This window comes from Neisseria zalophi, assembly GCF_008807015.1.
Classification (GTDB): Bacteria; Pseudomonadota; Gammaproteobacteria; order Burkholderiales; family Neisseriaceae; genus Neisseria; species Neisseria zalophi.
Genome location: NZ_CP031700.1, coordinates 1,704,686 through 1,729,583, shown reverse-complemented (window position 1 = coordinate 1,729,583; position 24,898 = coordinate 1,704,686). Strand labels below are relative to the sequence as shown.

Genomic DNA, 24,898 nt, shown 5'->3' with positions numbered 1-24,898 from the left:
CGTCGGATAAATAGATGTAAAGGATCGATTTCAAACAATCAAATGTTTTCAGACGGCCTTGGTAAAACCCTAACAAAAGTGAAGCTGCCTTGAAACAACGGTCGAATCAGGTGATAATTCAATCCGTTCCCATTCTAAAAGAAACAAAGGTATTCTCATGGCTTCTCAACTGGCAAATGCTATCCGTTTTCTTTCTGCCGATGCAGTCCAAAAAGCCAATTCCGGCCACCCGGGTGCGCCGATGGGCATGGCTGATATGGCCGAAGTGTTGTGGCACGAATTTTTAAACCACAATCCTGCCAATCCCAAATTCTATAACCGTGACCGTTTTGTTTTATCAAACGGGCACGCTTCAATGATTTTATACAGCCTGTTGCATCTGACGGGCTATAACGTTTCGATTGACGATTTAAAAAACTTCCGCCAATTGCACAGCAAAACCCCCGGCCATCCCGAATATGGTTATACCGATGGTGTGGAAACCACTACCGGCCCGTTGGGGCAGGGGGTGGCGAATGCGGTGGGTATGGCGTTGGCTGAAAAACTGTTGGCGGCCGAGTTTAATAAAGACGGCTTGAATATTGTCGATCACTATACTTATGTATTCTTAGGCGACGGCTGCCTGATGGAAGGGGTTTCTCACGAAGCCTGTTCACTGGCCGGCACGCTGGGATTGGGTAAACTGATTCTTTTGTATGACGATAATAATATTTCTATCGACGGCAAAGTAGACGGCTGGTTTACCGAAAATATCCCGCAGCGGTTTGAAAGCTACGGCTGGCATGTGGTGCCGGATGTCAACGGTCATGATACAGCCACTTTGAAAGCAGCGATTGAAGCGGCGCGTGCCGAAACAGGCAAGCCGTCTATTATTTGCTGTAAAACCTTAATCGGCAAAGGTTCCGCCAATAAAGAGGGTAGTCACAAAACACATGGTGCGCCTTTAGGTGCCGAAGAGTTGGAAGCGACCCGTAAGCACTTGGGTTGGAATTACGCCCCGTTTGAAGTGCCGCAGGAAGTATATGATGCTTGGAATGCCAAAGAAAAAGGTGCCAAGTTGGAAAACGAATGGAATAAGCTGTTTGCCGAATATAAAGCCAAATTCCCGCAAGAAGCCGCCGAATTCGTCCGCCGCATGAACAAAGCATTGCCGGAAGATTTCGATGAATATGTTCAGACGGCCTTGAAAGAGGTGAATGCCAAAGCAGAAAAGATTGCGACCCGTAAAGCCAGTCAAAACAGCATTGAGATTTTGGCGAAAGTATTGCCTGAGTTTGTCGGCGGTTCTGCCGATTTAACCCCGTCCAACCTAACCGATTGGTCTGACAGCGTATCGGTAAGCCGTGATAAAGGTGGCAATTATATCCATTACGGCGTGCGTGAATTCGGTATGGCCGCGATGATGAACGGCATGGCTTTGCATGGTGGTTTGAAACCGTTTGGCGCAACGTTCTTGATGTTTAGCGAATATGCCCGCAATGCCTTGCGTATGTCGGCACTGATGAAAATCAATCCGATTTTTGTGTTCACCCATGATTCCATTGGTTTGGGTGAAGACGGCCCGACCCACCAACCGGTAGAACAAACCGCTACCTTGCGCCTGATTCCGAATATGGCCGTATGGCGTCCTTGTGACACGGTTGAATCGTTGGTTGCTTGGGCTGAAGCGGTGAAAGCAGTTGATCATCCGAGCTGCCTGATTTTCAGCCGCCAAAGCCTGCCGTTTATCCAACGCGACGAGGCGCAGTTGGCCGATATCAAGCGCGGCGGTTATGTGGTGAGCAAAGCAACCGAAGGCGATGCTCAGGCGGTGATTATTGCCACCGGTTCGGAAGTGGAGTTGGCATTGAATGCACAAACAGTATTGGCGGAACAAGATGTTTTCGTAAACGTGGTTTCCATGCCGTCAACCAATGTGTTCGATAAACAAGATGCGGCTTACCGTGAAAGTGTTTTACCGAAAAATTTACCGCGTATTGCTGTTGAAGCTGGTGTTTCAGACGGCTGGTATAAATATACCGGCTTGAACGGTGCCGTTGTCGGTCTTGACCGTTTTGGTGAATCTGCACCCGCTGAGTTATTGTTTAAAGAATTTGGTTTTACGGTTGAAAACGTTGTAGATACTGTGAAAGTTGTATTGGAAAATAACGCCGAGTGATTATATAAATCTTGTATTGAGAAAAAAGCCGTCTGAAAAAGATTTCAGACGGCTTTTTATATATAGATAGGGTTATTTTTTTAAAATATATTTTCGCACGGCGGCATTGTGTTCTTCCAAAGTATGGCTGAATTGGCTCAATCCGGTACCATCCATTTTGGAAACAAAATATAAATATTTTTCAGCTGAAGGGTGGGCGGCAGCTTCTAAGGCGGCCTTGCCCGGTAGTGCAATCGGGGTAGGGGTTAGGCCGCTGCGGGTGTAGGTGTTGTAGGGTGTGTCGCGGCGTAAGTCTGAGCGGCGGATACGGCCTTTATATTTGTCTCCCATGCCGTAGATAATGGTCGGGTCTGTTTGCAGGCGCATACCGATGGCGAGGCGGTTGACAAAAACAGACGATACATGACGGCGGTCATCTTCATGAGCGGTTTCTTTTTCAATCAGGCTGGCCATAATCAGCAGTTCATACGGATTTTTATATGGTAGCCCGCTTTGTCTTTCATCCCATGCCGCTTGTAAATTTTTTTGCATGGTACGGTAGGCAGTGCGGTAGATTTGTAAATCGCTGCTGTCGGCATCGATATCATAACTGTCGGGGAAAAACAAACCCTCGGGATTGGTGCTTACGGCATCGGGGTCGATGGTTTGCAGCAGTTTTTCATCACTCCAGCCTTTGGTTTCGTGCTTGATATCATCGGTTTGGTTAATGATATTACGCATTTGGGCAAAACGCATACCTTCCACAATACGGACGGTTACCGAGTCGGGGCGGCCGCTGCGTAGTCGTTGCAGAATCTGCCATGAGGAAACCTTCTTCGGCAGGCGGTATGAGCCTGTATGCAGGCGGTTATGTACACCGAAAAGATACGCTGTAGCCATTAGGGCATGGCGGCTGTATATTACGTCGTTTTCATCCAAAGTACGGCTGACGGAAGACATACCTTGATTTTTTTCTACTCTAAGGCGGAAAGATTTATCGTTGTCTTTGGGGAGAAACAATAAAACCGCCAAAACGGCAATCAGTACGATAAAGAGACCGGCAAGCCATTTAAACAATTTTTTCAACATGGTAGGATTCGTTCTATTACAATTTTAATCGGCCGGTACAGCCGGGAAAACGGCTGCCGACGGTGGCAATACAGTTAAATTATTACCTGATAACCGCATTTACGGCTTATTTCCTGATAAAAGGTTTTTTGATGGAATAAGCAGTCATGATTGCCCGATACTATCAGGCAGACGGCGCATTATAAAGCATAATCTCATTATGAGGCCGTCTGAAACGTAATATAAAGAAAAGCTTATGGAAAAAAAATGGCAACAGGGCTGGTGGTCGCCTGCGCAACGGGTGGATTCGCCTAATTTCGAAGCCCGTCCGGAAAACGAACGGGTTTCATTGGTGGTGATACACAATATTTCTTTGCCGCCTTTTGAATATGGTAATGGTGCGGTAGAAAAATTGTTTACCAATCGCATTAATCCCGAAGCACACCCTTTTTTCGGCGTGATTCACGAATTGCGCGTATCCAGCCATTTTTTTATCGATAGAAACGGCAGAATAGTCCAATTCGTTTCATGTGACGATATGGCCTACCATGCTGGTGTTTCGTCGTTTCGCGGTCGCGAAAAATGCAATCTTTATTCGATTGGTATTGAAATGGAAGGCTGTGATTTCGAACCTTTTACCGATGCGCAATATCAAAGCTTAACAACTTTGCTGGAAGAAATTGCTCGTCATTATCCGATTGAGGCTGTTACCGGTCATCAAGATATTGCACCGGGTAGGAAAAGCGATCCGGGTCATTTTTTTGATTGGCAGCGTGTATATGCATATGGTATTAAAGTGGTGCGCTGTTAAAGATTAAAAAAATCATGGTTCAAATGGCAGCAAGTCTGCCATAACCGGCGAAATTTCGTTATAATCCAAAGAGAATACACCGTCCGACTAACTTAATACGGATTCATAAATTATTATGAGTGAAACAATACTGATTATTGTTGTTTTGGGTCTTGCCATTATTCTTGGCATTATCGTTTACAACATGTACCAAGAAAACAAATACCGCCAGCAAGTGCGTGCCCAATTCGGTCATGCCGATAAAGATGCGCTGTTAAACAGCAAAACCGATTTTGTACGTGACGGCCAAACATCAGATCAGAGTGGCAGCCCGATACGGCCGCTGCGTCAAAAAGATATTTCCGAGGATGTGGCATTTCAAGGCAAAAACGATTTGTTTGCCGCTAAGGTTTCCGAAGTTGCGGCGGCCAAGCCCGATGTCGAAATCGAAATGGAAGATGATTTTACCGAAACCGTTATCGAGCCTGAAATCAAAGAGATTGATACAGAATATAACTTCAAACGGATGGATGCGCCGGTATTTTCACAAACCAAGCTTTACGGCAAACGCAAACTGTTGCTGGATTTAAAAGATCTGACCAAACTCGAATTACCGTGGTTCGACCACCGTTTCGACTATATGGCTTATATCTCATTAAGCGAGCCGCAAGAATTGCATTCTATTCCACGCCTTTCCAGCCGCCACCGTTTTCAAATTGCCGGCTGCACGATGGACGACCGTTTTCAAATTGCGGAGCCGATTCCGAGTGTTTATTATCAAGGCTTTATTATCGGCCTTCAGGCCATTAGCAGAAGCGGCTTGGCTACGGTTCAGGAGCTTGAGCAATTCGGTGAACAAATCAACCGTTTTGCCGAAAAAATGGATGGCGGCCTGATGCTGACCGATATTGAAACCTTCCTGAATGTTGCCCGCCCGCTCGACGAGCTTTGTGCCCGTGTCGATCAAACCATTGCCATGCATTTGGTTTCACGCGGTACCGTCAGCGGATTGGAATTGCGTTCGGCCGTTGAAAACTTAGGTTTTGAATTGGGTGTCGACGGAGCATTCCATTTGTCGGATGAAAAAGGCGAAACCTTATTCAGCATCGTAACACTTGATAATTCCCCGTTTACATCCAGCCTGCTTTCCAGCCAAGCCTATCGTGGTTTTAGCATGTTGTTTGACATTACCCATGTGCCGGCAGGTGGGAAACAGTTTGACCGCTTTATGGATTTGGCCGTTAAACTTTCCAGCACCTTGGGCTTGGATTTGGTCAACGATAAATTGGAAGAACTTTCTACCCAATGGTTGAAAGACGTACGCAGCTATGTATTGGCGCGTCAGGAGGAAATGAAGAAAGTCGGTATCGAACCGGCAGGCGAGCTGGCCAAACGTTTATTTTCATAATGGATGAAAATATGATGATAGAGGCCGTCTGAAATCGGGTATACTCTAGCCAATAGATTACATTAGCAAATCATAAAAAGGTCGGATTCTAATAAAATTAGGATTCGACTTTTTATTATTTTTTTCAGAAGAATGTAATCAAACAATGAAAAATAATTGCATGGTATTTGATTGCTTTGATAATAAATATTTTTATTTAAATATAATTTTCTTATTTATTATTTTGATTGTTATTTGATAAAATATACTGTTTGGAAAGGTATTCAATGTATTTATTTAAGCAATAATTTTTGGATATCGAGTCATTGAACAGTATTACTTGTGTAATAAAATAAAATTAGGAACATAATATGAAACGTCTTTTCTCACGCCGTACCTTCCTTAAAGGTACGACAGCCGTTGCCGGTACATTAATGTTAAGCAGTTGTGATTCGGTTTATCGTCTTTTTTCGCCCAATAGTGCGGGTTCGGGCACAGCAGCAGTTAATGCCGATTATTATCCACCTGCTCTGCTCGGTTTACGTGGTGATACCGATGGCGTACAAACTGCTGCTCATAGTGTTGCCTTACAAGGAGAAAACTATCAATTACCCGGTAAGGCGGAGGAACAGTATGACTTAGTGGTAGTAGGTGCCGGTTTGAGCGGGCTGACAGCTGCTTATCTTTATCAAAAGCAACGCCCTGATGCCAAAATTTTATTGTTGGATAATCACGAAGATTTCGGCGGTCATGCACAGCGTAATGAATTTACGGTAGACGGTCGTTTATTGATTTCTTATGCAGGCAGCGAATCGATTGACTCGCCCAAATCCGAATATTCGGAAGAATCTTTGGCATTGCTGGAAGATTTGGGCATTGATTACACCAAATTCGAACAATATTTTCATCAAGATTTATATGAACAAACCCGTAAATTGAAAGAAGGGGTTTTCTTTAATCAGGCGGCATTCGGCAAGGATGCTGTGGTGAGTGGCATCCCCATGGTAGATGAAGAAGATTCGCTTGCTGTGATTGAAAAATTCCCGTTACCAGATGAAGATAAACAGGCATTAATGAAGCTTTATGCCGAACCGGCCGATTATCTTAAAGGCAAAACCAAAAGCGGGCGTAAGGAATTTGCCGAAAACACCAGTTATTATGATTTCTTAAAAAACTATGTCAAATTGCCTGAAGGTGCGTTGAAATATCTTAAAAATATCAGTTCGGAATATTGGGGTCATGCGATTAATGCCATTTCCGTACAAGAGGCTTTAGACGACGGTTATCCCGGTGTACAGAATTTGGGTTTGGAAACGGAAGAATACGAAGAAGAACCCTATATCTATCATTTCCCTGACGGTAATGCCTCTATTGCGCGTATGTTGGTGCGCAGAATGATTCCTGCCGTTGCAGCAGGCGATACGATGGAAGATATTGTGTTGGCCAAGTTCGATTACAGTAAATTGGATGTGCCGGAAAATAAGATACATATCCGTTTAAACAGCACGGCTTTATTACTTGAAAATAATAATGAGGGTGTGGCCGTTGCTTATCTGCCTCGCGATGGCGCTAATCTTAAACAGGTGCAGGCCAAACAGGCTATTTTTGCAGGGCATAGTGCCTTGGCGGCACGTGTGATTCCGCAAATGCCCGAAGCTCAGAAAAATGCTGCTAAAACCAATGTGAAAATACCGATGGTATATGGCAAAGCGGCAGTGAAAAACTCGCAGGCATTCCAAAAACTCGGCGTGCATTCGTTGTATGCGCCTAATGCAGCCTATTGCTTGGTTAAATTGGATGATCCTGTCAGCATGGGCGGATATCAGTTCCCACAAACTGCAGACGAACCGATGATTATCCACATGGTGCATATTGCCACTGATTTTTCCGGAAAAACCGCCCGTGAAATGTATAAAAAAGGCCGTCGGGCACTTTATCAGCAAAATTTTGATAATCTGAAACAACAAATGCTTGATCAGCTTCGCAGTATCTATCAGGTAGCCGGAGAAAACTTGGATGATGTATTGGTTTCAGTAACCTTAAACCGTTGGGCACATGGCTATAGCTATGAGCAAACCGGTTTGTGGGATTCGGAACAAAGCACGGAAAAGGCAACAGGAGCCATGCAAAAGCCTGTAGGTAATATTTTCATGGCCGGATCCGATTCCGGTTGGATGCCTTATGTTCACGGTGCTATTGACCAAGCACATCGTGCTGTTGGCGAAGCTTTGGCACAAGGTTAAAGATAATTTAAAATAAGTAATCCGCCTCTCTTTTTTATATTTTTGGTATAAAAAGAGAGGCGGATTTTTTAAGACTAATATATATTCATTTTTTATGAGAATGAGGCCGTCTGAAAAATATTGAAATACTTGGTGGATAAAATACAGTGAGTTTCATAAGTTTGAATATTTGCTTGTGAATTTCATAATCGGGCTGTTTTCATCTTCTGTTAATGAGCGTAAGATATAGAAATTGTAAATAACCTGTTATGTTTATTTAAAATGATTGAGAAAGGTATAAGCATGTTTTTCGATAAAATCGAAGCCGCACCCGCAGACCCCATTTTAGGCTTGGGCGAAGCATTTAAAGCCGACACCCGTTCCGGAAAAGTGAATTTAGGTATCGGTGTTTATAAAGATGCCCAAGGCAAAACTCCGATTGTAAAAGCTGTGAAAGAGGCGGAAAAGCGCCTATTGGCAACAGAAGATACCAAAAACTATTTAACCATCGACGGTGTGGCTGAATATAATGCGCAAACACAAAAATTGTTGTTTGGCGCCGATAGCGAAATCATTGCTAATAAACGTGCCAAAACCGCACAAAGTTTGGGCGGAACAGGTGCTTTGCGTGTAGCGGCAGAGTTTATCAAACGCCAAACCGAGGCTAAAAATATTTGGATTTCCGCGCCAACCTGGCCTAATCATAATGCGATTTTCAAAGCGGTGGGCGTGAATATCCGCGATTACCGCTATTACAATAAAAACACCCATGGCTTGGATTGGGACGGTTTGATTGAAGATTTAAGCCAAGCCGGTGAGGGTGATGTGGTTTTATTGCATGGCTGTTGCCATAACCCGACCGGTATTGATCCAACCTCCGAACAATGGGATACATTGGCGAAAATGTCTGCCGAAAAAGGTTGGCTGCCTTTATTTGACTTTGCTTATCAAGGCTTTGCCAACGGGTTGGAAGAAGATGCCTACGGCTTGCGTGCATTTGCCAAAGTGAAAAAAGAATTATTGGTGGCCAGCTCTTATTCTAAAAATTTCGGCATGTATAACGAACGTGTCGGTGCGTTTACCTTAGTCGCTGCCGATGAAGAAGCGGCCAACCGTGCCTTCAGTCAAGTAAAAGTTATTATCCGTACCCTTTATTCTAATCCCGCTTCACATGGCGGTAATACGGTTGCTTTGGTATTAAAAGATGAAGCATTGAAAGCGCAATGGATTGCCGAGTTGGATGAAATGCGCGGTCGCATTAAAGAAATGCGTCAAAAATTTGTGGATATGTTGAAAGAATACGGTGCTAAGCAGGATTTTGATTTTATTGTGAAACAAAACGGTATGTTCTCATTCTCAGGCTTAACCTCCGAGCAGGTTGACCGCTTGAAAGACGAATTTGCCATCTATGCCGTACGTTCCGGCCGTATCAATGTGGCAGGGATTACCGAAGACAATATCCGTTATCTGTGCGAAAGCATTGTGAAAGTATTGTAAAAAATAATATCTTGTATATAAATAAAAATCCTCTGATTCCTGCGTAGTTAATCTAAGCGGGAATCAGAGGATTTTTTGATGGTATCAAGCCGATATTTTTCAGACGGCCTCATTTAAAGTTAGATGAAGGTAGAGGAGGCCGTCTGAATTAATAACTATGTAAGGTTTATATTACCAATAACCGAGCACTTTCCACCAAATGCCGCCGATAAAGATAAATATCAATAAATCCACCACGCTCATTACAAATCCGGCTTTCCACCATTCGCCCAATGTGGTGTAGCCCGAACCGAAAATCACCGGTGATGTGCCTGTGGCGTAGTGGGTGAGTGTCATCATAAGGCTGGAGGCGGCTGCCATGATTAGGGCAAACAACATCGGTGGGGCACCCAGTGCGATACCGGCAGCGTAGAAAGCCCCCATCATGGCGGTAATATGGGCGGTGGTGCTGGCAAACATATAGTGCGCATACATATAGGCCAACAAGAGTAGGGTGGATGCGCCTACCCAGCCTAAACCGAGTTGCTGAATATTGCTTTCCAATACACTGGAAAACCATGTGATTAAACCGAGTTTGTTTAAAAATGTTGCCATCATCACCAAAGCGGCAAACCAAGTGATGGTATCCCATGCACTTTTTTCTTTCAAAATATCATCCCAAGATAGCACGCCCGATAATAATAATAGAGAAAGGCCGATAAATGCCGTGGTTGTGGCATCCACACGCCAACCGTCACCCAACAGCATGGCCGGAATGCCTGCCCACAAAATCAGCAATAAGGCAAAAATACCCAGCATAATTTTTTCACCACGGTTCATGTGGCCCAATTCGTTCAGTCGCTCTTTGGCAAATTGTGCGGCATTGGGTGTTTCTTTGATTTCGGGCGGATAAACGAAATACAAAACCAACGGCATTAACAACATAGCAGCCAAACCCGGCAGCAGCATAGCCAAAGCCCAAGTGCCCCAGCTCAGATGGATATTAGAATTGGTGGCTTTGGCAATAATATCTACAATCAGCGGGTTAGGAGCGGTTGCAGTAATAAACATAGCTGAAGTAATCGGATTGCTGTGGTAGTTGACCAAAGCAAGGTAGCGGCCGATACGGCCTTGCGTACCTTTTTCCGGATCGGAATCGTAACTGGAGGCAATGGCTTTCATCACCGGATGGATAATGCCGCCGCCGCGGGCGGTATTACTCGGTGTGACCGGTGCCAATATCAGTTCCGATAAAGCTAAGCTGTATCCGATACCGAGTGTTTTTTTACCGAAAAGCGAAATAAACAGGTAGCCGATTCGTGCACCCAAACCGGTTTTTAAAATACCGCGTGAAATCATGATGGAAATACCGATCAACCAAATCAGCGAACTGGAAAAACTACTCAGAGCATCTTGAATAGCACTACCCGGGTTGTCGGAAGTGACGCCGGTAACCGCAACCAGCATAATCGCGACAATAGATAATGCACCAATCGGCATAGCTTTACCGATAATAGCGGCAATCACGCCGACAAACATTGCCAAAAGATGCCATGCCTGCGGTGTGACACCTTCGGGCACGGGAATAGCAAACCAAATCAATAACGCCAATGCAATAGCAATTACTGCCGGTATCGGCTTGAAGCCAAGTTTATTTTCCATTCTGCTTATCCTTATTATCAATATATAAATGATTAGCCAATGGGCAGAAATCATTATCTGCCTGATGATCTTTTTGGATACTTGAAGTGTATGTTTGTTCCACACTTAAGTTTAATATTATTCATATATTTTATACTTAAATTAATTATTGTTGGTACTGTGTTTTATTTTTGTTGTGGATAGCAAAAAAGCTTTTGGCTTTTTATAAAATGAAAGTATATAAATTTAAATTATGATAAATATTAAAAAATTAATAAATTTTTTCTAAATCTAAAAACAAAGAAAGAGGCCGTCTGAAAAATATTCAGACGGCCTCCTAAATAATGGGAAATAGAATGTTAAATGCCATACTCAGCCCAAAGTTCATCTTGCAAGCTTTTTTCGCTGCCATCTTTATCTGATTCTGCGCGGACATAACTACCATCAGGGCGCATGAGCCAAGCCTGACGGTTGTCTTGCAAGGCTAAGGTTAAACCTTCATGAATGACACGGGCTTTTAAATCAGGCTGCTCGATAGGGGTACAGGTTTCGATTCGTCGGAAAAAATTACGACCCATCCAGTCGGCACTGGAAATATAGGTATCTTCTTCGCCGTCATTGTAGAAATAATATACACGGGCATGTTCTAACTGGCGGCCGATAATCGAACGCACCCGGATATTGTCTGATAAACCGGGCACTTCGGGACGTAGTGCGCACATACCCCGCACAATTAAATCAATTTGTACGCCTGCAGCACTGGCGGCATAGAGTGCTTCGATAACACTAGGTTCGATTAACGAATTCATTTTGGCAATAATCCATGCCGGCCGGCCGGATTCGGCATTGAGCCGTTCCCGTTCGATACTGTCCATAATCATCGGGTGTAGGGTAAACGGGCTTTGATACAGTTTGTTTAAACGTCCGGGTTGTCCTAAACCGGTGATTTCCATAAACAGGGTATTTACATCGGCGGTCATCTCTTCATCGGCGGTAATCAGTCCGAAATCAGTATAGATGCGGGAGGTGCCTTGGTGATAGTTGCCTGTACCCAAGTGGGCATAACGTTTGAGGACACCGTTTTCACGGCGGATAACCAGTGCCATTTTGGCATGGACTTTATAGCCGAATACGCCGTAAACCACGTGTGCGCCGGCATTTTCAAGCTGTTGCGCCCAGTTAAGGTTATTGGCTTCGTCGAAACGTGCCATTAGCTCCACGACTACAGTCACGATTTTCCCTGCCTGAGTAGCGTGCAGCAATGCTTTAACCAGTTCCGAATTGCTGCCGGTGCGGTAAATCGTCATTTTAATGGCAACCACATCGGGATCGATAGCAGCTTCTTGAATAAAGCGGACAACTGGCTCGAATGACTGATAAGGATGGTGTAGCAATAAAGGTGCCGATGCAATGGTTTCAATAATGGGTTTGCCTTTTCTAACGCTTCTCGGCAACCCCGCCGTGCGGGGCGGAAACTTTAAATCAGGGCGATCGACCATATCGGGTACGGACATTAAGCGCACCAGATTCACCGGCCCTTTTACTTGATACATTTCAGATCTATCCAACTTGAAATGGCTGAGTAGAAATTCATAAATATGCGGTGGGCAGGTTTCTGCCACTTCAAGGCGCACGCCGTCGCCGTATTCACGGTCTTTCAGCTCACTTTGAATAGCGGTGCGCAAATTTTTCAAGTCTTCTTCATCAACGGTTAAGTCGCTGTCGCGGGTTACGCGGAATTGATGGCAGCCTTTGACTTCCATACCCGGAAAAAGTTTGTCTACATATTCATGCAGAATAGAGGAAAGGAATACAAAACCACTTTCACCATTACAGATTTCAGGCGGCAGTTTAATCACTCGCGGCAAAATACGCGGTGCCTGCACAATCGCCATCCCCGAAGCCCTGCCAAAAGCATCATTACCAAGCAGCTCGACGGCAAAATTAAGGGATTTATTCAGCGGTCGGGGAAAAGGGTGGGAAGGATCCAAACCAATGGGGGTAAGGATTTGCAGCAATTCACGATCGAAATAATCCTCGATCCATTCCCGTTGTTGGGTCGTCCAGTTGTGACGGCGGTAGAAATGAATGCCTTCTTTACTTAAAGCCGGTTGTAAAACTTCATTGAATAAAGCATATTGTTCGCGTATTAACGCACGGGCTTCTTGTTGTGCATTAGCAATGGTCTCGGCCGGTGTTTTACCGTTATCGAGCAGGGTGTTGGGATTTTGCTTCATCTCGCGTTTGAGATAAGCCATGCGCACTTCAAAAAACTCGTCTAAATTGGATGACACAATACATAAAAAACGCAAACGTTCTAACAACGGTACGCGTGTATCTTGTGCTTGTGCCAAAACACGGCGGTTAAATGCCAGCAGGCTCAATTCTCGGCAAAGTAAACGGTTTTGTTCGGGCATCATGGCGGGTTCCTTGAAGAAAACAATGGCAAAATAGGGTAATGACTAAAGTATAACGTGTTTTGCCTGTGAACGGATAAATCGGCAGTATCAGGCCGTCTGAACATTTCAGACGGCCTGATTAGATATTTGTTCATTAATATAAGCTTGCGAACAACAAAAAACAATGTGGAAAAGATTGGTATCGGTTTGCTTGATTATCTGATGATTGTGAACAATCTGCACGCTTGAGGGGGATTTCCGTTAAAATAATATTTTCCGATCTAAAACCTCCGATAAAGAGAAAACCATGTCTTCAATCAGTTTGAAAAAAATTTATTCCGGCAAAGTCCGCGATCTTTATGAAATAGACGATAAGCGTATGTTGATGGTGGCTTCCGACCGGCTTTCCGCATTCGACGTTATTCTCGATGATCCTATTCCGGGAAAAGGCGAGATACTCACACAAATTTCTAATTTTTGGTTTGGCAAACTGGCGCATATTATGCCGAATCATTTTACCGGCGATACAGTTTACGATGTATTGCCCGAAGCGGAAGCCAAAACGCTTGAGAAACGCGCGGTAGTCGCCAAAAAACTCACACCGGTAAAAGTGGAGGCGATTGTGCGTGGCTATCTGGCAGGCAGCGGTTGGAAAGAATATCAAAAAACAGGTGCGGTGTGCGGTATCGCGCTGCCGGAGGGCATGCAGGAAGCACAACAGCTGCCGGAAGTGATCTTTACTCCGTCGACCAAGGCCGAAGTGGGCGATCATGATGAAAACATCAGCTTTGAAGCCTGCGAAAAAATTATCGGCAAAGAATTGGCGGCCCAAGTGCGTGATAAAGCCATTCAGTTGTACACTGAAGCGGCCGAATATGCCAAAACACGCGGCATCATTATTTGCGATACCAAATTTGAGTTCGGTATTGATGAAGACGGTACGCTGACGTTGATGGACGAAGTGTTAACGCCGGATTCAAGCCGTTTCTGGCCGGCAGACCAATACCGTGTCGGCACCAATCCGCCTTCTTTCGATAAACAGTTTGTGCGCGATTGGTTGGAACAAAGAGGCTGGAATAAACAAGCACCCGCACCGAAAGTGCCGGAAGAAGTGATTCGGAAAACCGTTGAGAAGTATCAGGAAGCATTAAGCCTGCTTACTCGTTAATCGATTGAATACCGATGAAGTGCCATGCAGGCATAATTGAATAATAAAGGCCGTCTGAAATGATTTCAGACGGCCTTTATTATTCAATAGTTTGTTTGAAACTATATGTTTAAAAACGGTTTAAAAAGCTTTGGGGGGCTTACTCGTAGAGGTTGTTTTTTCTTCGAGGAAATCGATAAAGCTACGCACTTTGGCACTTAAAAACGTTCTGTCCACATAAGCGGCATATAAGCGGATATTGCGTGCTTGGTAATCAGGAAACAGGCGCACGAGTTTGCCTGAGTTTAAATCGTCTTCCACACACCATAAAGGCTGATAGCCGATACCGACGCCGGAGCGTATCAGGCTGCCAGTCATCAAGGTACTGCTGCTTAACACTACCGGATCAAGGGAAAAATCATGTGTGTTGCCGTCTTTATCTTTGATTTGCACGTTGGAAACGTCTACATAGGAAGGCAATATGGCCGGATGATTTTTGATTTCTTCCGGTGTTTGCGGCACGCCGTGGTGACGCAGATAATCCGGAGAAGCAACCATAATGAATTCGATATCGGTTAAGGGTTTGACAATCAGCGAGGGGTTGGGGGTGTTGGAAACGCGCAAGGCCAAATCAAAACCTTCTGCAATCAAATCGATATGATGGTTGCTCAGGTCTAAATTCAGGGTAACTTGCGGGTAACGTTGGCGGTATTCTTCCAACCAGTTACTAAAGCGTTTGTTGGCAAACCATTGCGGCATGGTGATTTTAAGGGTGCCTTGCGGTTTGTTGTTGCCGCTGGCCGCTTTTCGGGCGGCCGCTTCCAGCATATCAAGTGCGTAGGCACTTTGTTGATAATATTCTTCGCCGGCTTCGGTAAGGTGCAAATTACGGCTGTTACGGTGCAACAGCTTTGCCTGCACGGTTTTTTCCAGATGGTTAACGTGTTTACTGGCCATCGCCGTGGAAATATTGAGTTGGTCGGCCGCGCGGGTAAAACTACCGCTTTGTATGACCTGACGGAATACTTTTAAGCTAAATAAGGTATCCATGATTTCTTTTCTGGAAAAGTTCTTTTGATTGGGAATCTATATATTAATAAAGAGGAAAGTTATATACTATATACCATATAAGCAGGAAATGGCTATTTTTAAATATAAAATAAAATATAGTCAAACAAATTATTATAACTTTAATTTTTAGTTGTTGTTTTCTTTATTGGTTATTTATTATGCTTGGGAATATTGAATTTTAATATTTTGCCATATTTTGAAATTTTGACTGTATGTTTTATGTAAAATTACAGCGAATATTTAAATATTATTGTATGTATAAATATAATAAAGAAAACCATTTGTGATAAAAAGTTTTCAATTATTAAAGTAATTTATTGTGAGGAAGAACATTATGCCCTGTCAAGAACTACAACATGCCGAAGCTATTCGTCGTTCGGTTTATACATTAGATAAAAAATTGCCGGTAGATCAAGAAAAAATCACTGCAATGATAGGGCATACTGTGCTTCATGCACCATCGGTATTTAATTGCCAATCAACCCGTGTGATTGTGTTGTTCGGTGAGGAACATGAAAAATTATGGGAGCTGGCGAAAGAGGCACTGACTTCTATTGTTGCTTGTGATCAGTTTGGGCAGAAAAGACAACAGGTGGATAAATTTAAAAAAGCTGCTGCTACGGTATTATTTTTTGAGGATAAGAGTGCTATTCGGGGTTTACAGACAAATTTTCCAGCTTATGCGGATTTATTCCCGACTTGGTCGGCACAAACCAACGCCATGGTTCAATATGCTATATGGGTGAAACTTGCTTCTGCAGGTATAGGCGCCAATTTACAGCATTATAATCCGATGATTGATGAATATGTGGCTGCCGAATGGTCGATTCCCGATTCATGGCAGTTATATGCGCAAATGGTTTTTGGCGGGATAGCGGGGCCTGCAGATGATAAGGAATTAGATCCTTTAGAGCACCGCTTTAAAGTTTTTGGTTCTAATCTTAAAGTAAGTGAAACTGTTTAATAAATATAGTTATTGCTGTATTTGAATATAATCCGAATAAACAGCAACTATAAATAATTAGGCCGTCTGAAAATTGATCTGCCCCCCAAATCTTGGACAAACATAAAAGCCTTTTCAGGCTGCCTTTTCGAGCTGGGTTCTGTATGCCACAGGACTCAGCTTTTTCAATTTCAAACTACATCTGTCATGATTGTAGTATCGTATATAGTCATCTATTGTCTGCATCAGCTCTGTTGTCGAAACTTTGCCTTCCTGATAAAAGCATTCCGTCTTCAGTATCGCAAAGAAGCTTTCCATCGGTGCATTGTCCCAACAATTGCCTTTACGCGACATACTTTTCACTATGCCGTGTTCTGCCAACGTGCGGCGGTAGGCTTCCGTACGGTACAGCACACCTTGATCGGAATGCAGCAGCACTTTATCTGCCTTTGTCAGCTTACAGACCGCATCATTCAGCATTCTTTCCACCATCTCGCTGTTCGGGCGGCGGCTCATCGCATAAGCGACGATTTCGCGGTTAAATACATCCAATATCGGTGACAGATACAGTTTACCATTGCTGCACTTGAATTCGGTGGCATCAGTCAGCCATTTCTCATTAGGTTTTTGCGCCTCAAAGCGGCGGTTCAGAATATTATCCGACGGTTCTCCCATTGCCGGATGGCGGTAGGCTTTTTTCGGACGCACTTTGGCTTTCAATTGCAACAGTTTCATCAAACGGGCAACCTTTTTCTTATTCCATGACAAAGTGGCGGCAATCCGCCTGTATCCGTAACGCCCTTGATGTCGGGCATAAACTTCGGCAACGGTAGCTTTGTCCTGTTCGTCTGGGTCGGGGCATCCGTGATGGTAATAAAAGCTGCTTTTGGGCAGTGCAGCACTGTGCAGCAGGTATTTAAGCGGATGTTTTGCCCTCAGTGCTTGGACGGCTTCGCTTTTTTGGCGACCGCTTCTTTCTGCCTGAGGGCTTTTAATTCCTTTAGATAGTCGTTCTCCGCCCGCATATAGCGCAACTCTTCGATTAGTTCCGCCTGTGTTTTTTCGTGGTCGGGTTTATCGACGATAAAGGGGTTTTTGCGTTTGATGATCATAATGGCCTGCGGATGCTCAAGTGCGCGGATGCCGCCTTGGTTGTATGCGGCTATCCAACGGCGTAAATGGGTACGGGAAATATTAAAGTGATCGGCAGTACGCTGTTGGCTGCGTACGCGCTGATAATATTGTACGGCTTGGTATTTAAAGTCTAATGTATATTTGCTCATAAGAAAACTGCACCTTAATGGATTGGAGAAGTGTCCAACTTTTGGGGTGCAGTTCAAATTTCAGACGGCCTAATTATTGATAATATGAATTATTTCATGGCATTACTTAATGCACGCACATTATGGCGATACATTTTAATGTATGTATCGGCCTGTGTATTTTTACTCAGTGCATCAGAATAAAGTTTGCCACTGGGTTTTACACCGGTTTCTTTGGCAATACGCTCCACCATACGGGTATCTTTAATGTTTTCGGTAAAGATAGCTTTAATACCGTCTTGTTTGATTTGGCGGATAATCGCTGCCACTTCTTTGGCCGATGGTTCATCAGAAGTGCTGACGCCTTGCGGTGCGATAAAGCGGATATTATAGCGTTTGCCCATATAGGCAAAAGCTTCGTGTCCGGTCAAGACTTTACGTTTGGCTTGCGGAATAGCATTAAATGATTTTTGTGCTTCTGCATGGAGTTGTTTCAATTGGTCTTGATAATTGTTTAAACGTTGCTGATAGTAAGTTTTACCTTGCGGGTCTGCTTTAATTAATGCATTGGCAACATTTCGGGCATAGGTTTGCATTAATACTGGATCCGACCAAACATGTGGGTCGAACTCGCCGTGGTGGTGATGACCGTGTGCATGGTCGTGATCGTGATCATGGTCGTGATCATGGTCGTGATCATGGTCATCATGATCGTGGTCATCATGGTCGTCATCCGCTTTTAATGCGGTAATACCAGCCGCGGCTTCGGCATAGGGGACACGGCTTTGTTGAACGGCACGTTGTACATCGGCACCTTCCAAGCCCAAACCATTCAATAGCACCAGTTTGGCATTGCGGATTTTTCTAATGTCGCCGCTGGTTAGGTGATAAGCATGGGTATCTTGATCGGGGCCGACCAGATTTTGAACGCTTACCCGTTCACCACCGATTTGATGGGTAACGTCACCCAAAATACTGAAACTGGTGACAACGGGCAGCGGGGCGGCATAAAGACTGCCGGACAATAAAGCAGCGATAACACCGATTTTCCAATGTTTCATAATAGTCTCCTTGTGATATAACATAACAATATTAAGTAAGCAAAACAACGTAATATGTATTGCTGTCTATCGGTTGGGGATAGGCCGTCTGAACGGCAGTAAAGCATCAATACACAATCATATCTTTATATGGCAAGGTGTTTTTTATGTCTCAGCCATTTGGAAATCACACCGCCTTCGAAGCCGAAGATAACTGAAAAAAGATAAAACACACCACACCATAAAATAATAGCAGGGCCGGAAGGGATTTCAACATAATAGGAAAACAATAATCCGCCGGTACCGCAGACAAGTGCGGTAATCACTGAAAACAACAGCAATGCGCTCATATTTTTCACCCATAGGCGAACGCTGATAGCAGGCAGCATCATCAAGCCGACCGACATTAATGTACCCAGCGCCTGAAAACCGGCAACCAGATTCATCACGACCAGAATCAAAAATAACACATGCCAGAAGCCGCCTTTACCGTTTACCGCCCTTAAAAACAAAGGGTCAATACTTTCCAATACTAATGGGCGATAAATAATAGCCAATATAATCAAGGTAATGCTGGCACAAACGGCAATCATTTGTAGAGCAGGTAGGTCAACTGCTAAAACAGAACCAAACAGCAGGTGCAGCAAGTCAATACTACTACCGTTTTTGCTGACCAAAACCACACCGATGGCCAAGCTGCTCAAATAAAAGGCAGCAAAGTTGGCATCTTCTTTCAGTGTGGTAAAACGGCTGACCAAGCCTGCCAGCAGTGCCATAATCATGCCGGCAACAAAACCGCCTGCGCCCATAGCGGGCATACTCAAGCCGGCAAACATATAACCTACTGCCGCACCAGGCAGTACCGAATGGCTGAGTGCGTCGCCTATCAGGCTCATGCGCCGCATCACCAAAAATACGCCAACGGGCGCTGCACTCAATGATAAGAAAATCACTGACGCGAGCGCATAGCGCATAAAATCAAATTCGGTAAACGGTTCGAAAAGTAATTCGTACATAAGGTAGGCGGTTTCAGTTAGGAGCTATCTAAATTATGATGTTTTTTCAGACGGCCTTTGATAAAGGTAGGTGATTTTAGTCTTTACACCATGCTTCTAATTCGTGTTGCTGCATCACGGCATTGGCTTGCTGCATATTTTCTTCGGTTAAAACGCTTTCGGTTGCCCCTTCGGCAATTTTTTTGCGGGCAATCAATAGTGTTTCGGGGAAGTAGGTGCGTACCTGATCATAGTCGTGCAAGACCGCGATAACTGACTGCCCCGTTTGATGACAGCCGTGTAAAACTTCGAGCAGTACATGAGTAGTGCCGGCATCAATAGCGTTAAATGGTTCGTCGAGTAATAAAAATTTGGCATCTTGTGCCAACATTCTGGCAAATAAAACCCGTTGAAACTGCCCGTTGGAAAGATGAGCAATCTGGTGGTTGGCAGTCTCTGCCATGCCGACGCGTTCTAAAGCCTGCATCACTCGTTCGCGCTGTTTGGCATTTACACGGCCGAAAAAGCCGATTTCATACCATAAACCCAAAGCGGCCAATTCAAAAACAGTAATCGGTTGGCTGCGGTCAACATCGGACTGCTGCGGCAGATAGGCAATATCACTGCGCTTCAGGCCGACATGGCGGACATTGCCGGTATCTGCTTTTAATAAACCCATCAGCGCTTTTAACAAGGTGGATTTACCGGCACCATTGGGGCCGAAAACGGCACACATGCAACCATCGGAAAATTCGGTATCCAGGTGATGTACGGCTGGTCGGCGGCGATAACTGACGGTGAGGTTGTCAACCACAATGCTCATGCTGCCGTCGCCCAAAAATAAACGCCCCATAAGAATATGAGTGCGACAAAGGCCAGTAAGAGGCGTTGGAGTAAACCGGTTAATAAGATGGAGTTCATCATCATATTTTATGTATAGGTTTCAGACGGCTTTAAAGCCGTTTGAATAGCGATAAAGTGCTGATGATACTGTATAACATTATGTTTGTAAAACCAATCGCCGCTAAGTGTTAAAAGGCCGTCTGAACGGTGCAGTACATAATATGCAAATTTCATTTTAATAAAAATATTTTTATTTTAGTTTTGATTCGGATTTATAAATAGATAAAAATATGAAACAGATAAAATATCGGGTTGCAGCAGAATAGGTACATTGCGGTACAATCCTGTTTTTAAATTACAATATAGGGTAAGCCCTGATGAGTGATGATGTGTTGGACGATAAGCTGAATTTGGAAACGGCGCGTATTTCATGGCAGGAACTCCAGCCGCATTTTGCGCGCGGTGCGGCGGTTTATGTGGATGCCGGTTTGGATTTGATTGCCACCGCACGCTTAATGTCTGAAGATAATGCGACGGAACTGAAAAAATGGATGGATGCGGGAAAATTCGGCTTGGTTAGCGAAGATCAGGCACGGCGGTTTTTGGCGGATAATCAGGAAATGTGGGCGGTGGTGGTTGCTCCTTGGGTATTGATACAGCCCTGCCGTGATTAATGTATCTTTGATTTTGTGATGGGATGTTTCAGACGGCCCCATCACAAAAATATCATATAAAAATAAAGGGGCAAAATATATGCCCCTTTATTACTTTATTATTGGATTTATTGCCCGCGTAGGAATAAAGCGTCTAAATCTTTTAATGTGAGTTTTACCCAAGTCGGCCGTCCGTGATTACATTGGTTGCTGCGCGGTGTGTTTTCCATATCGCGCAACAGGGCGTTCATTTCGGGCATGGTGAGCTGGCGTCCGGCGCGTATGGAACCGTGGCAGGCCATAGTAGCCAAAATCTGGTTTTCACGCGCTTCAACCGTTTGGGTGTTGCCGGTTTGAGCGATTTCTTTCAGCATGTCGCGGGCAAGTTCGGCCACATCGCTTTTACCCAACATCGCCGGCACGGTGCGGACGGCTAAGGTGTTGTTGCCCATATCTGATAATTCAAGGCCGAAGTCGCGTAATGCTTCGTTATGGTCGCTAAAAGCGGCCATTTCTTCATGCGACGCGTTAAAGGTAACCGGAATCAGCAGACGTTGGCTTTTCAGGCTGCCGAGCGCTTCGCGTTGCTTTTTCATTTTTTCATAGTTTACCCGTTCCGCTGCGGCATGCATATCAACCAACAGCAGGCTGTCTTGGGCTTGGGCAAGGATGTAAATGCCTAAAAGCTGGGCGATGGCAAAGCCTAGCGGCGGCAGTTCGGCGCTTGGCGGCACGGTATCGGTGTTATGGTTTTCAGACGGCCTGTTATCGCCCAATCTGGCCTGCTCGAATTGGGTTAGCTCGATGTCTTCTTTAGGGGTGTCCGTACTGCGGTATAACTCGGCATAAGTATTTAAAGCCGCTTGGCTTTCCCGCAGTGAAAGCGTGCGTTGTTGCGGCGGTCGGGCAGCGGAATAGGGCGCAGGGGCGGATTTGCCGTGGTCGTTCAAACGGTTGGCACCGAAGTCTGTTGCCGTATGGGTGGGGCTGGCAGAAGACGTTTGATGCGGCTCGGACGGTGTTTGTACCCCTAACATTTCATGCAATACGCTGCCGGCATTGCTCACGCTTTCGGTTTGGTCGGCACGGGTGTCGGCCAGTGCTTTATTTAAGGTATGGAAAACCAATTGGTGCACGGCCTGGCTGTCGCGGAAGCGGATTTCGGTTTTGGTCGGGTGTACGTTTACATCAACCGCTTCGGGCGGCAGGTCGAGAAACAGCACGAAAGCAGGCGTGAGCGCATTGTGCAATACATCGCGATAAGCTTGTTTGACAGCATGCAGAATCACTTTGTCGCGTACAAAACGATGGTTCACAAAACAATATTGTTTGTCGTTTTTGCCTTTGGTAAACGTCGGTTTGGCAATGGCACCGCTTAGCCGGATAATCCCTTCGCCGCTGTCTACCGGCAAAGAGGCCGTCTGAAAATCATTGCCTAAAATAGCAGCGATGCGTTCGTTTAAACTTTGAACGGGTAATTTGAAAACACTTTTCCCGTCGCGCGTGAGCGAAAAAGCGATATGCGGATGCGCCAAGGCAAGGCGTTCGAGCATGGTGGCGCAATGGGCGTATTCGGTATTTTCGGATTTTAAAAATTTGCGCCGTGCCGGTGTGTTGAAAAACAATTCGGCCACTTCAACCGTGGTGCCGACCGGATGGGCGGCTGCGCTGCTGGCACTGAGTTTGCCGTCTTCCGCTTTCACCTGATGGGCGTGCGCACTCTCTGCTGTGCGGCTGGTGAGGGTTAGGCGGCTGACCGATGCAATACTGGCTAAACCCTCCCCGCGAAAGCCCATACTGGCAACACGTTCCAAATCACTCAGCGATTGGATTTTGCTGGTGGCATGGCGGTGTAAGGCAAGATCCACATCATCGGCATGAATACCGCTGCCGTTGTCGCAAACCCTAATCAAGCGGATGCCGCCGCCGCCAAGCTCAACATCAATTATCGTTGCCCCCGCATCAATACTGTTTTCAACAATTTCCTTTAAGGCATTGGCCGGGCGTTCAACCACCTCTCCGGCAGCAATTTGATTGACAAGATGATCAGGCAGGGCAGCAATACGGTTCATTATGATATTTTCCGAAGTTTCAATGAAATAGAGTGGTGTTTAAAAACAGTGGCGCTTATTATAAACCACAGGCCGTCTGAAATGTCGGTTTGGTCGTGTGTGTTTGGTAAGGTTGTTTGAATATTTGTTTTGATAAATAAATAAGGTAAGCGAACTTATTTGATTGCTTTGCCGCCGCAAACCCGTTATAATTTCCCGTTTTCCAACCTTGCCTTTTACTTCGCATGGTAAAAGGCTGCTTAAAACCGCAAGGAGATAACATGCGTCATTATGAGATCGTGTTTATCGTTCACCCGGATCAAAGCGAGCAAGTGCCCGCTATGGTTGAACGTTATAAAACCATGATTGCCGAAGCAAAAGGCACTATCCACCGTTTAGAAGATTGGGGCCGTCGCCAATTGGCTTACCCGATCAACAAAATCCACAAAGCCCATTATGTTTTGATGAACATCGAAACCACGCCTGAAGTGGTTGAAGAGCTGGAAACCGCTTTCCGCTTTAACGATGCCGTATTGCGTCATCTGACCATCAAAACCAAACACGCTGTAACCGAAGCTTCTCCGATGATGAAAGACGAAAAGTCTAAAAATCTGCTCGAAAGCAATTCGGCAGCAAAAGCAGAATCAGAAACCAGCGAAGCGTAATTAAAGATTGAACAATCTTTTCTCTCTTACCGCCCGAATTATCGAGTGCAAAGCATTAAGATACACGCCCGCAGGGATTCCGGTTTTAGAAATCATGTTGCAACATGAATCTTGGCAGGAAGAAAACGGGCAGAAATGTTTGGTGAAGTTCGAACTACCCGCCAAACTGATCGGTAAGGAAGCGCTTAATTGGCAACATCGCGAAGGCGTTCAAATAGAAGCCAGCGGTTTCTTGGCACAAAGAAGCCAACGTTATCGGAATCCGATGTTGCGGATACAGAACATTAAAGAATATAAAGGTTAAACGACAATGGCTCGTCAATCATTCAAACGTAGAAAATTCTGCCGTTTTACGGCTGAAAAAATCCAAGAAGTCGATTACAAACAAGTAGACTTGTTGAAAGACTTCATTTCTGAAAACGGCAAAATCATTCCGGCACGCATCACCGGCACTAAAGCACATTACCAACGCCAATTGGCGGTTGCCGTAAAACGTGCCCGTTTCTTGGCTTTGCTGCCTTACACCGACCAACATAAATAATTAACGGAGATAAAACCATGCAAATTATTCTGTTAGAAAAAATCGGTGGCTTGGGCAATTTGGGCGATATCGTAACCGTTAAAAACGGCTATGCCCGCAACTTCCTGATTCCTTCAGGAAAAGCCAAACGCGCCACTGAAGCCAATATGAAAGAATTCGAAGCACGCCGTGCCGAATTGGAAGCCAAACAAGCCGAAATCTTGGCCGATGCGCAAGCACGCCAACAAAAATTGGACGGACAAACCATTACCGTGGCTCAAAAAGCTGGTGTGGACGGCCGTCTGTTCGGTTCCGTTACCAATGCCGACATTGCAGCAGCTATTGTTGAAAGCGGTATTGAAGCAGTTAAATCCAATGTACGCCTACCTAACGGCCCGCTGAAAGCAATCGGCGAGTACGAAGTAGAAGTTGCTTTGCATACTGATGCAATTGCTAAAATTAACGTTGCTGTGGTTCCTGCCGAATAATCAGGTTGTTTTCCAAAAGCATTAATAATTTTTCAAAGCCATCTGAAATATTCAGATGGCTTTTTTATTCGTTGCACATAGTTTTAAACATATAAAGTAA

21 protein-coding genes and 1 pseudogene are annotated in these 24,898 nt (G+C 44.9%); 12 read left to right on the top strand and 10 right to left on the bottom strand.

The genetic code is table 11. The annotated features are described in order from the left end of the window. Positions 1 to 157 precede the first annotated feature (157 nt). On the top strand, positions 158 to 2,158 hold the full coding sequence (tkt, locus tag D0T92_RS08000; RefSeq protein WP_151051824.1) for a transketolase: 2,001 nt from the start codon (positions 158 to 160) through the stop codon (positions 2,156 to 2,158). A 72-nt stretch (positions 2,159 to 2,230) separates the two neighbouring features. Here the strand turns inward: tkt and mltG are convergent, their stop codons facing one another. Then, positions 2,231 to 3,226, bottom strand: a complete 996-nt coding sequence (gene mltG / locus D0T92_RS07995; protein WP_151051822.1) for an endolytic transglycosylase MltG — start codon at positions 3,224 to 3,226, stop codon at positions 2,231 to 2,233. 235 nt (positions 3,227 to 3,461) lie between these two features. Here mltG and ampD point away from each other — a divergent pair, with 235 nt between their 5' ends. The 4 genes from ampD to D0T92_RS07975 all read left to right on the top strand — a co-directional run bounded on the left by ampD (position 3,462) and on the right by D0T92_RS07975 (position 9,101). Continuing rightward, the gene (gene ampD / locus D0T92_RS07990; protein ID WP_151051820.1) at positions 3,462 to 4,016 is read left to right on the top strand and encodes a 1,6-anhydro-N-acetylmuramyl-L-alanine amidase AmpD; all 555 of its coding nucleotides are present in this window, start codon (positions 3,462 to 3,464) and stop codon (positions 4,014 to 4,016) included. Positions 4,017 to 4,131: 115 nt separating this feature from the next. Continuing rightward, positions 4,132 to 5,403: a cell division protein ZipA C-terminal FtsZ-binding domain-containing protein gene (locus D0T92_RS07985; protein WP_151051818.1), complete on the top strand. Its 1,272-nt coding sequence runs from the start codon at positions 4,132 to 4,134 to the stop codon at positions 5,401 to 5,403. A gap of 350 nt (positions 5,404 to 5,753) precedes the next feature. Next, entirely contained in the window at positions 5,754 to 7,625 is a 1,872-nt protein-coding gene (locus D0T92_RS07980; protein WP_151051816.1) for an NAD(P)-binding protein, read from the top strand. A 282-nt stretch (positions 7,626 to 7,907) separates the two neighbouring features. Then, entirely contained in the window at positions 7,908 to 9,101 is a 1,194-nt protein-coding gene (locus tag D0T92_RS07975; RefSeq protein ID WP_151051814.1) for an amino acid aminotransferase, read from the top strand. Between the two features lie 171 nt (positions 9,102 to 9,272). Here the strand turns inward: D0T92_RS07975 and D0T92_RS07970 are convergent, their stop codons facing one another. Both D0T92_RS07970 and ppk1 read right to left on the bottom strand, forming a co-directional pair. Beyond that, entirely contained in the window at positions 9,273 to 10,742 is a 1,470-nt protein-coding gene (locus D0T92_RS07970; protein ID WP_151051812.1) for a DASS family sodium-coupled anion symporter, read from the bottom strand. Between the two features lie 338 nt (positions 10,743 to 11,080). Next, complete coding sequence (gene ppk1 / locus D0T92_RS07965; protein ID WP_151053030.1) at positions 11,081 to 13,138, bottom strand: polyphosphate kinase 1; 2,058 nt, start codon at positions 13,136 to 13,138, stop codon at positions 11,081 to 11,083. Between the two features lie 289 nt (positions 13,139 to 13,427). Here ppk1 and D0T92_RS07960 point away from each other — a divergent pair, with 289 nt between their 5' ends. Next, positions 13,428 to 14,288 carry a phosphoribosylaminoimidazolesuccinocarboxamide synthase gene (locus tag D0T92_RS07960; protein ID WP_151051810.1) on the top strand — a complete coding sequence of 287 codons (861 nt, stop codon included), beginning with the start codon at positions 13,428 to 13,430 and terminating at the stop codon, positions 14,286 to 14,288. A 120-nt stretch (positions 14,289 to 14,408) separates the two neighbouring features. On the opposite strand, the gene D0T92_RS07955 is transcribed toward D0T92_RS07960, so the two are convergent. Then, on the bottom strand, positions 14,409 to 15,317 hold the full coding sequence (locus D0T92_RS07955; protein WP_151051808.1) for a LysR family transcriptional regulator: 909 nt from the start codon (positions 15,315 to 15,317) through the stop codon (positions 14,409 to 14,411). Between the two features lie 355 nt (positions 15,318 to 15,672). Between D0T92_RS07955 and D0T92_RS07950 the strand changes: the two genes are divergently transcribed. Beyond that, a complete protein-coding gene (locus D0T92_RS07950) occupies positions 15,673 to 16,302 on the top strand; it encodes a nitroreductase family protein (RefSeq protein WP_151051806.1) in 630 nt (209 codons plus the stop codon). Positions 16,303 to 16,416: 114 nt separating this feature from the next. Here D0T92_RS07950 and D0T92_RS07945 read toward each other — a convergent pair whose 3' ends face one another. The 5 genes and pseudogenes from D0T92_RS07945 to D0T92_RS07925 form a co-directional block, all read right to left on the bottom strand. Next, entirely contained in the window at positions 16,417 to 17,190 is a 774-nt protein-coding gene (locus D0T92_RS07945) for an IS3 family transposase (RefSeq protein ID WP_263641710.1), read from the bottom strand. Between the two features lie 26 nt (positions 17,191 to 17,216). Then, positions 17,217 to 17,564 (bottom strand): helix-turn-helix domain-containing protein, encoded by a 348-nt coding sequence (locus D0T92_RS07940; protein WP_151049971.1) that lies wholly within the window; start codon positions 17,562 to 17,564, stop codon positions 17,217 to 17,219. Positions 17,565 to 17,653: 89 nt separating this feature from the next. Further along, positions 17,654 to 18,604 (bottom strand): metal ABC transporter solute-binding protein, Zn/Mn family, encoded by a 951-nt coding sequence (locus D0T92_RS07935; protein WP_151051802.1) that lies wholly within the window; start codon positions 18,602 to 18,604, stop codon positions 17,654 to 17,656. A 125-nt stretch (positions 18,605 to 18,729) separates the two neighbouring features. Beyond that, positions 18,730 to 19,599: a metal ABC transporter permease gene (locus D0T92_RS07930; RefSeq protein ID WP_151051800.1), complete on the bottom strand. Its 870-nt coding sequence runs from the start codon at positions 19,597 to 19,599 to the stop codon at positions 18,730 to 18,732. 76 nt (positions 19,600 to 19,675) lie between these two features. After that, positions 19,676 to 20,305, bottom strand: a pseudogene (locus D0T92_RS07925) (metal ABC transporter ATP-binding protein); the annotation flags it as partial. Between the two features lie 493 nt (positions 20,306 to 20,798). Between D0T92_RS07925 and D0T92_RS07920 the strand changes: the two are divergent. Beyond that, on the top strand, positions 20,799 to 21,095 hold the full coding sequence (locus D0T92_RS07920) for a DUF2288 domain-containing protein (protein WP_151051796.1): 297 nt from the start codon (positions 20,799 to 20,801) through the stop codon (positions 21,093 to 21,095). A 107-nt stretch (positions 21,096 to 21,202) separates the two neighbouring features. Here the strand turns inward: D0T92_RS07920 and mutL are convergent, their stop codons facing one another. After that, positions 21,203 to 23,146: a DNA mismatch repair endonuclease MutL gene (mutL, locus tag D0T92_RS07915; RefSeq protein ID WP_151051794.1), complete on the bottom strand. Its 1,944-nt coding sequence runs from the start codon at positions 23,144 to 23,146 to the stop codon at positions 21,203 to 21,205. 260 nt (positions 23,147 to 23,406) lie between these two features. Here mutL and rpsF point away from each other — a divergent pair, with 260 nt between their 5' ends. From rpsF to rplI, 4 genes are read left to right on the top strand one after another with little or no spacing between them, the layout of a single operon-like run. Next, positions 23,407 to 23,790 carry a 30S ribosomal protein S6 gene (gene rpsF, locus D0T92_RS07910; RefSeq protein ID WP_151051792.1) on the top strand — a complete coding sequence of 128 codons (384 nt, stop codon included), beginning with the start codon at positions 23,407 to 23,409 and terminating at the stop codon, positions 23,788 to 23,790. A gap of 7 nt (positions 23,791 to 23,797) precedes the next feature. Further along, on the top strand, positions 23,798 to 24,094 hold the full coding sequence (gene priB, locus D0T92_RS07905; protein ID WP_151051790.1) for a primosomal replication protein N: 297 nt from the start codon (positions 23,798 to 23,800) through the stop codon (positions 24,092 to 24,094). Between the two features lie 6 nt (positions 24,095 to 24,100). Then, entirely contained in the window at positions 24,101 to 24,331 is a 231-nt protein-coding gene (rpsR, locus tag D0T92_RS07900) for a 30S ribosomal protein S18 (RefSeq protein ID WP_054599043.1), read from the top strand. Between the two features lie 17 nt (positions 24,332 to 24,348). Continuing rightward, positions 24,349 to 24,798, top strand: a complete 450-nt coding sequence (gene rplI, locus D0T92_RS07895; protein WP_151051788.1) for a 50S ribosomal protein L9 — start codon at positions 24,349 to 24,351, stop codon at positions 24,796 to 24,798. Positions 24,799 to 24,898 lie beyond the last annotated feature (100 nt).

Bases quoted from the DNA above. Each gene is read 5' to 3' on its own strand.
- D0T92_RS07970 (WP_151051812.1), bottom strand. From the start codon at position 10,742: ATGGAAAATAAACTTGGCTTCAAGCCGATACCGGCAGTAATTGCTATT.
- D0T92_RS07975 (WP_151051814.1), top strand. From the start codon at position 7,908: ATGTTTTTCGATAAAATCGAAGCCGCACCCGCAGACCCCATTTTAGGC.
- ppk1 (WP_151053030.1), bottom strand. From the start codon at position 13,138: ATGCCCGAACAAAACCGTTTACTTTGCCGAGAATTGAGCCTGCTGGCA.
- rpsF (WP_151051792.1), top strand. From the start codon at position 23,407: ATGCGTCATTATGAGATCGTGTTTATCGTTCACCCGGATCAAAGCGAG.
- D0T92_RS07930 (WP_151051800.1), bottom strand. From the start codon at position 19,599: ATGTACGAATTACTTTTCGAACCGTTTACCGAATTTGATTTTATGCGC.
- D0T92_RS07935 (WP_151051802.1), bottom strand. From the start codon at position 18,604: ATGAAACATTGGAAAATCGGTGTTATCGCTGCTTTATTGTCCGGCAGT.
- rplI (WP_151051788.1), top strand. From the start codon at position 24,349: ATGCAAATTATTCTGTTAGAAAAAATCGGTGGCTTGGGCAATTTGGGC.
- D0T92_RS07920 (WP_151051796.1), top strand. From the start codon at position 20,799: ATGAGTGATGATGTGTTGGACGATAAGCTGAATTTGGAAACGGCGCGT.
- mltG (WP_151051822.1), bottom strand. From the start codon at position 3,226: ATGTTGAAAAAATTGTTTAAATGGCTTGCCGGTCTCTTTATCGTACTG.
- tkt (WP_151051824.1), top strand. From the start codon at position 158: ATGGCTTCTCAACTGGCAAATGCTATCCGTTTTCTTTCTGCCGATGCA.
- D0T92_RS07950 (WP_151051806.1), top strand. From the start codon at position 15,673: ATGCCCTGTCAAGAACTACAACATGCCGAAGCTATTCGTCGTTCGGTT.
- rpsR (WP_054599043.1), top strand. From the start codon at position 24,101: ATGGCTCGTCAATCATTCAAACGTAGAAAATTCTGCCGTTTTACGGCT.
- ampD (WP_151051820.1), top strand. From the start codon at position 3,462: ATGGAAAAAAAATGGCAACAGGGCTGGTGGTCGCCTGCGCAACGGGTG.
- D0T92_RS07960 (WP_151051810.1), top strand. From the start codon at position 13,428: ATGTCTTCAATCAGTTTGAAAAAAATTTATTCCGGCAAAGTCCGCGAT.
- mutL (WP_151051794.1), bottom strand. From the start codon at position 23,146: ATGAACCGTATTGCTGCCCTGCCTGATCATCTTGTCAATCAAATTGCT.
- D0T92_RS07940 (WP_151049971.1), bottom strand. From the start codon at position 17,564: ATGAGCAAATATACATTAGACTTTAAATACCAAGCCGTACAATATTAT.
- D0T92_RS07985 (WP_151051818.1), top strand. From the start codon at position 4,132: ATGAGTGAAACAATACTGATTATTGTTGTTTTGGGTCTTGCCATTATT.
- D0T92_RS07980 (WP_151051816.1), top strand. From the start codon at position 5,754: ATGAAACGTCTTTTCTCACGCCGTACCTTCCTTAAAGGTACGACAGCC.
- D0T92_RS07955 (WP_151051808.1), bottom strand. From the start codon at position 15,317: ATGGATACCTTATTTAGCTTAAAAGTATTCCGTCAGGTCATACAAAGC.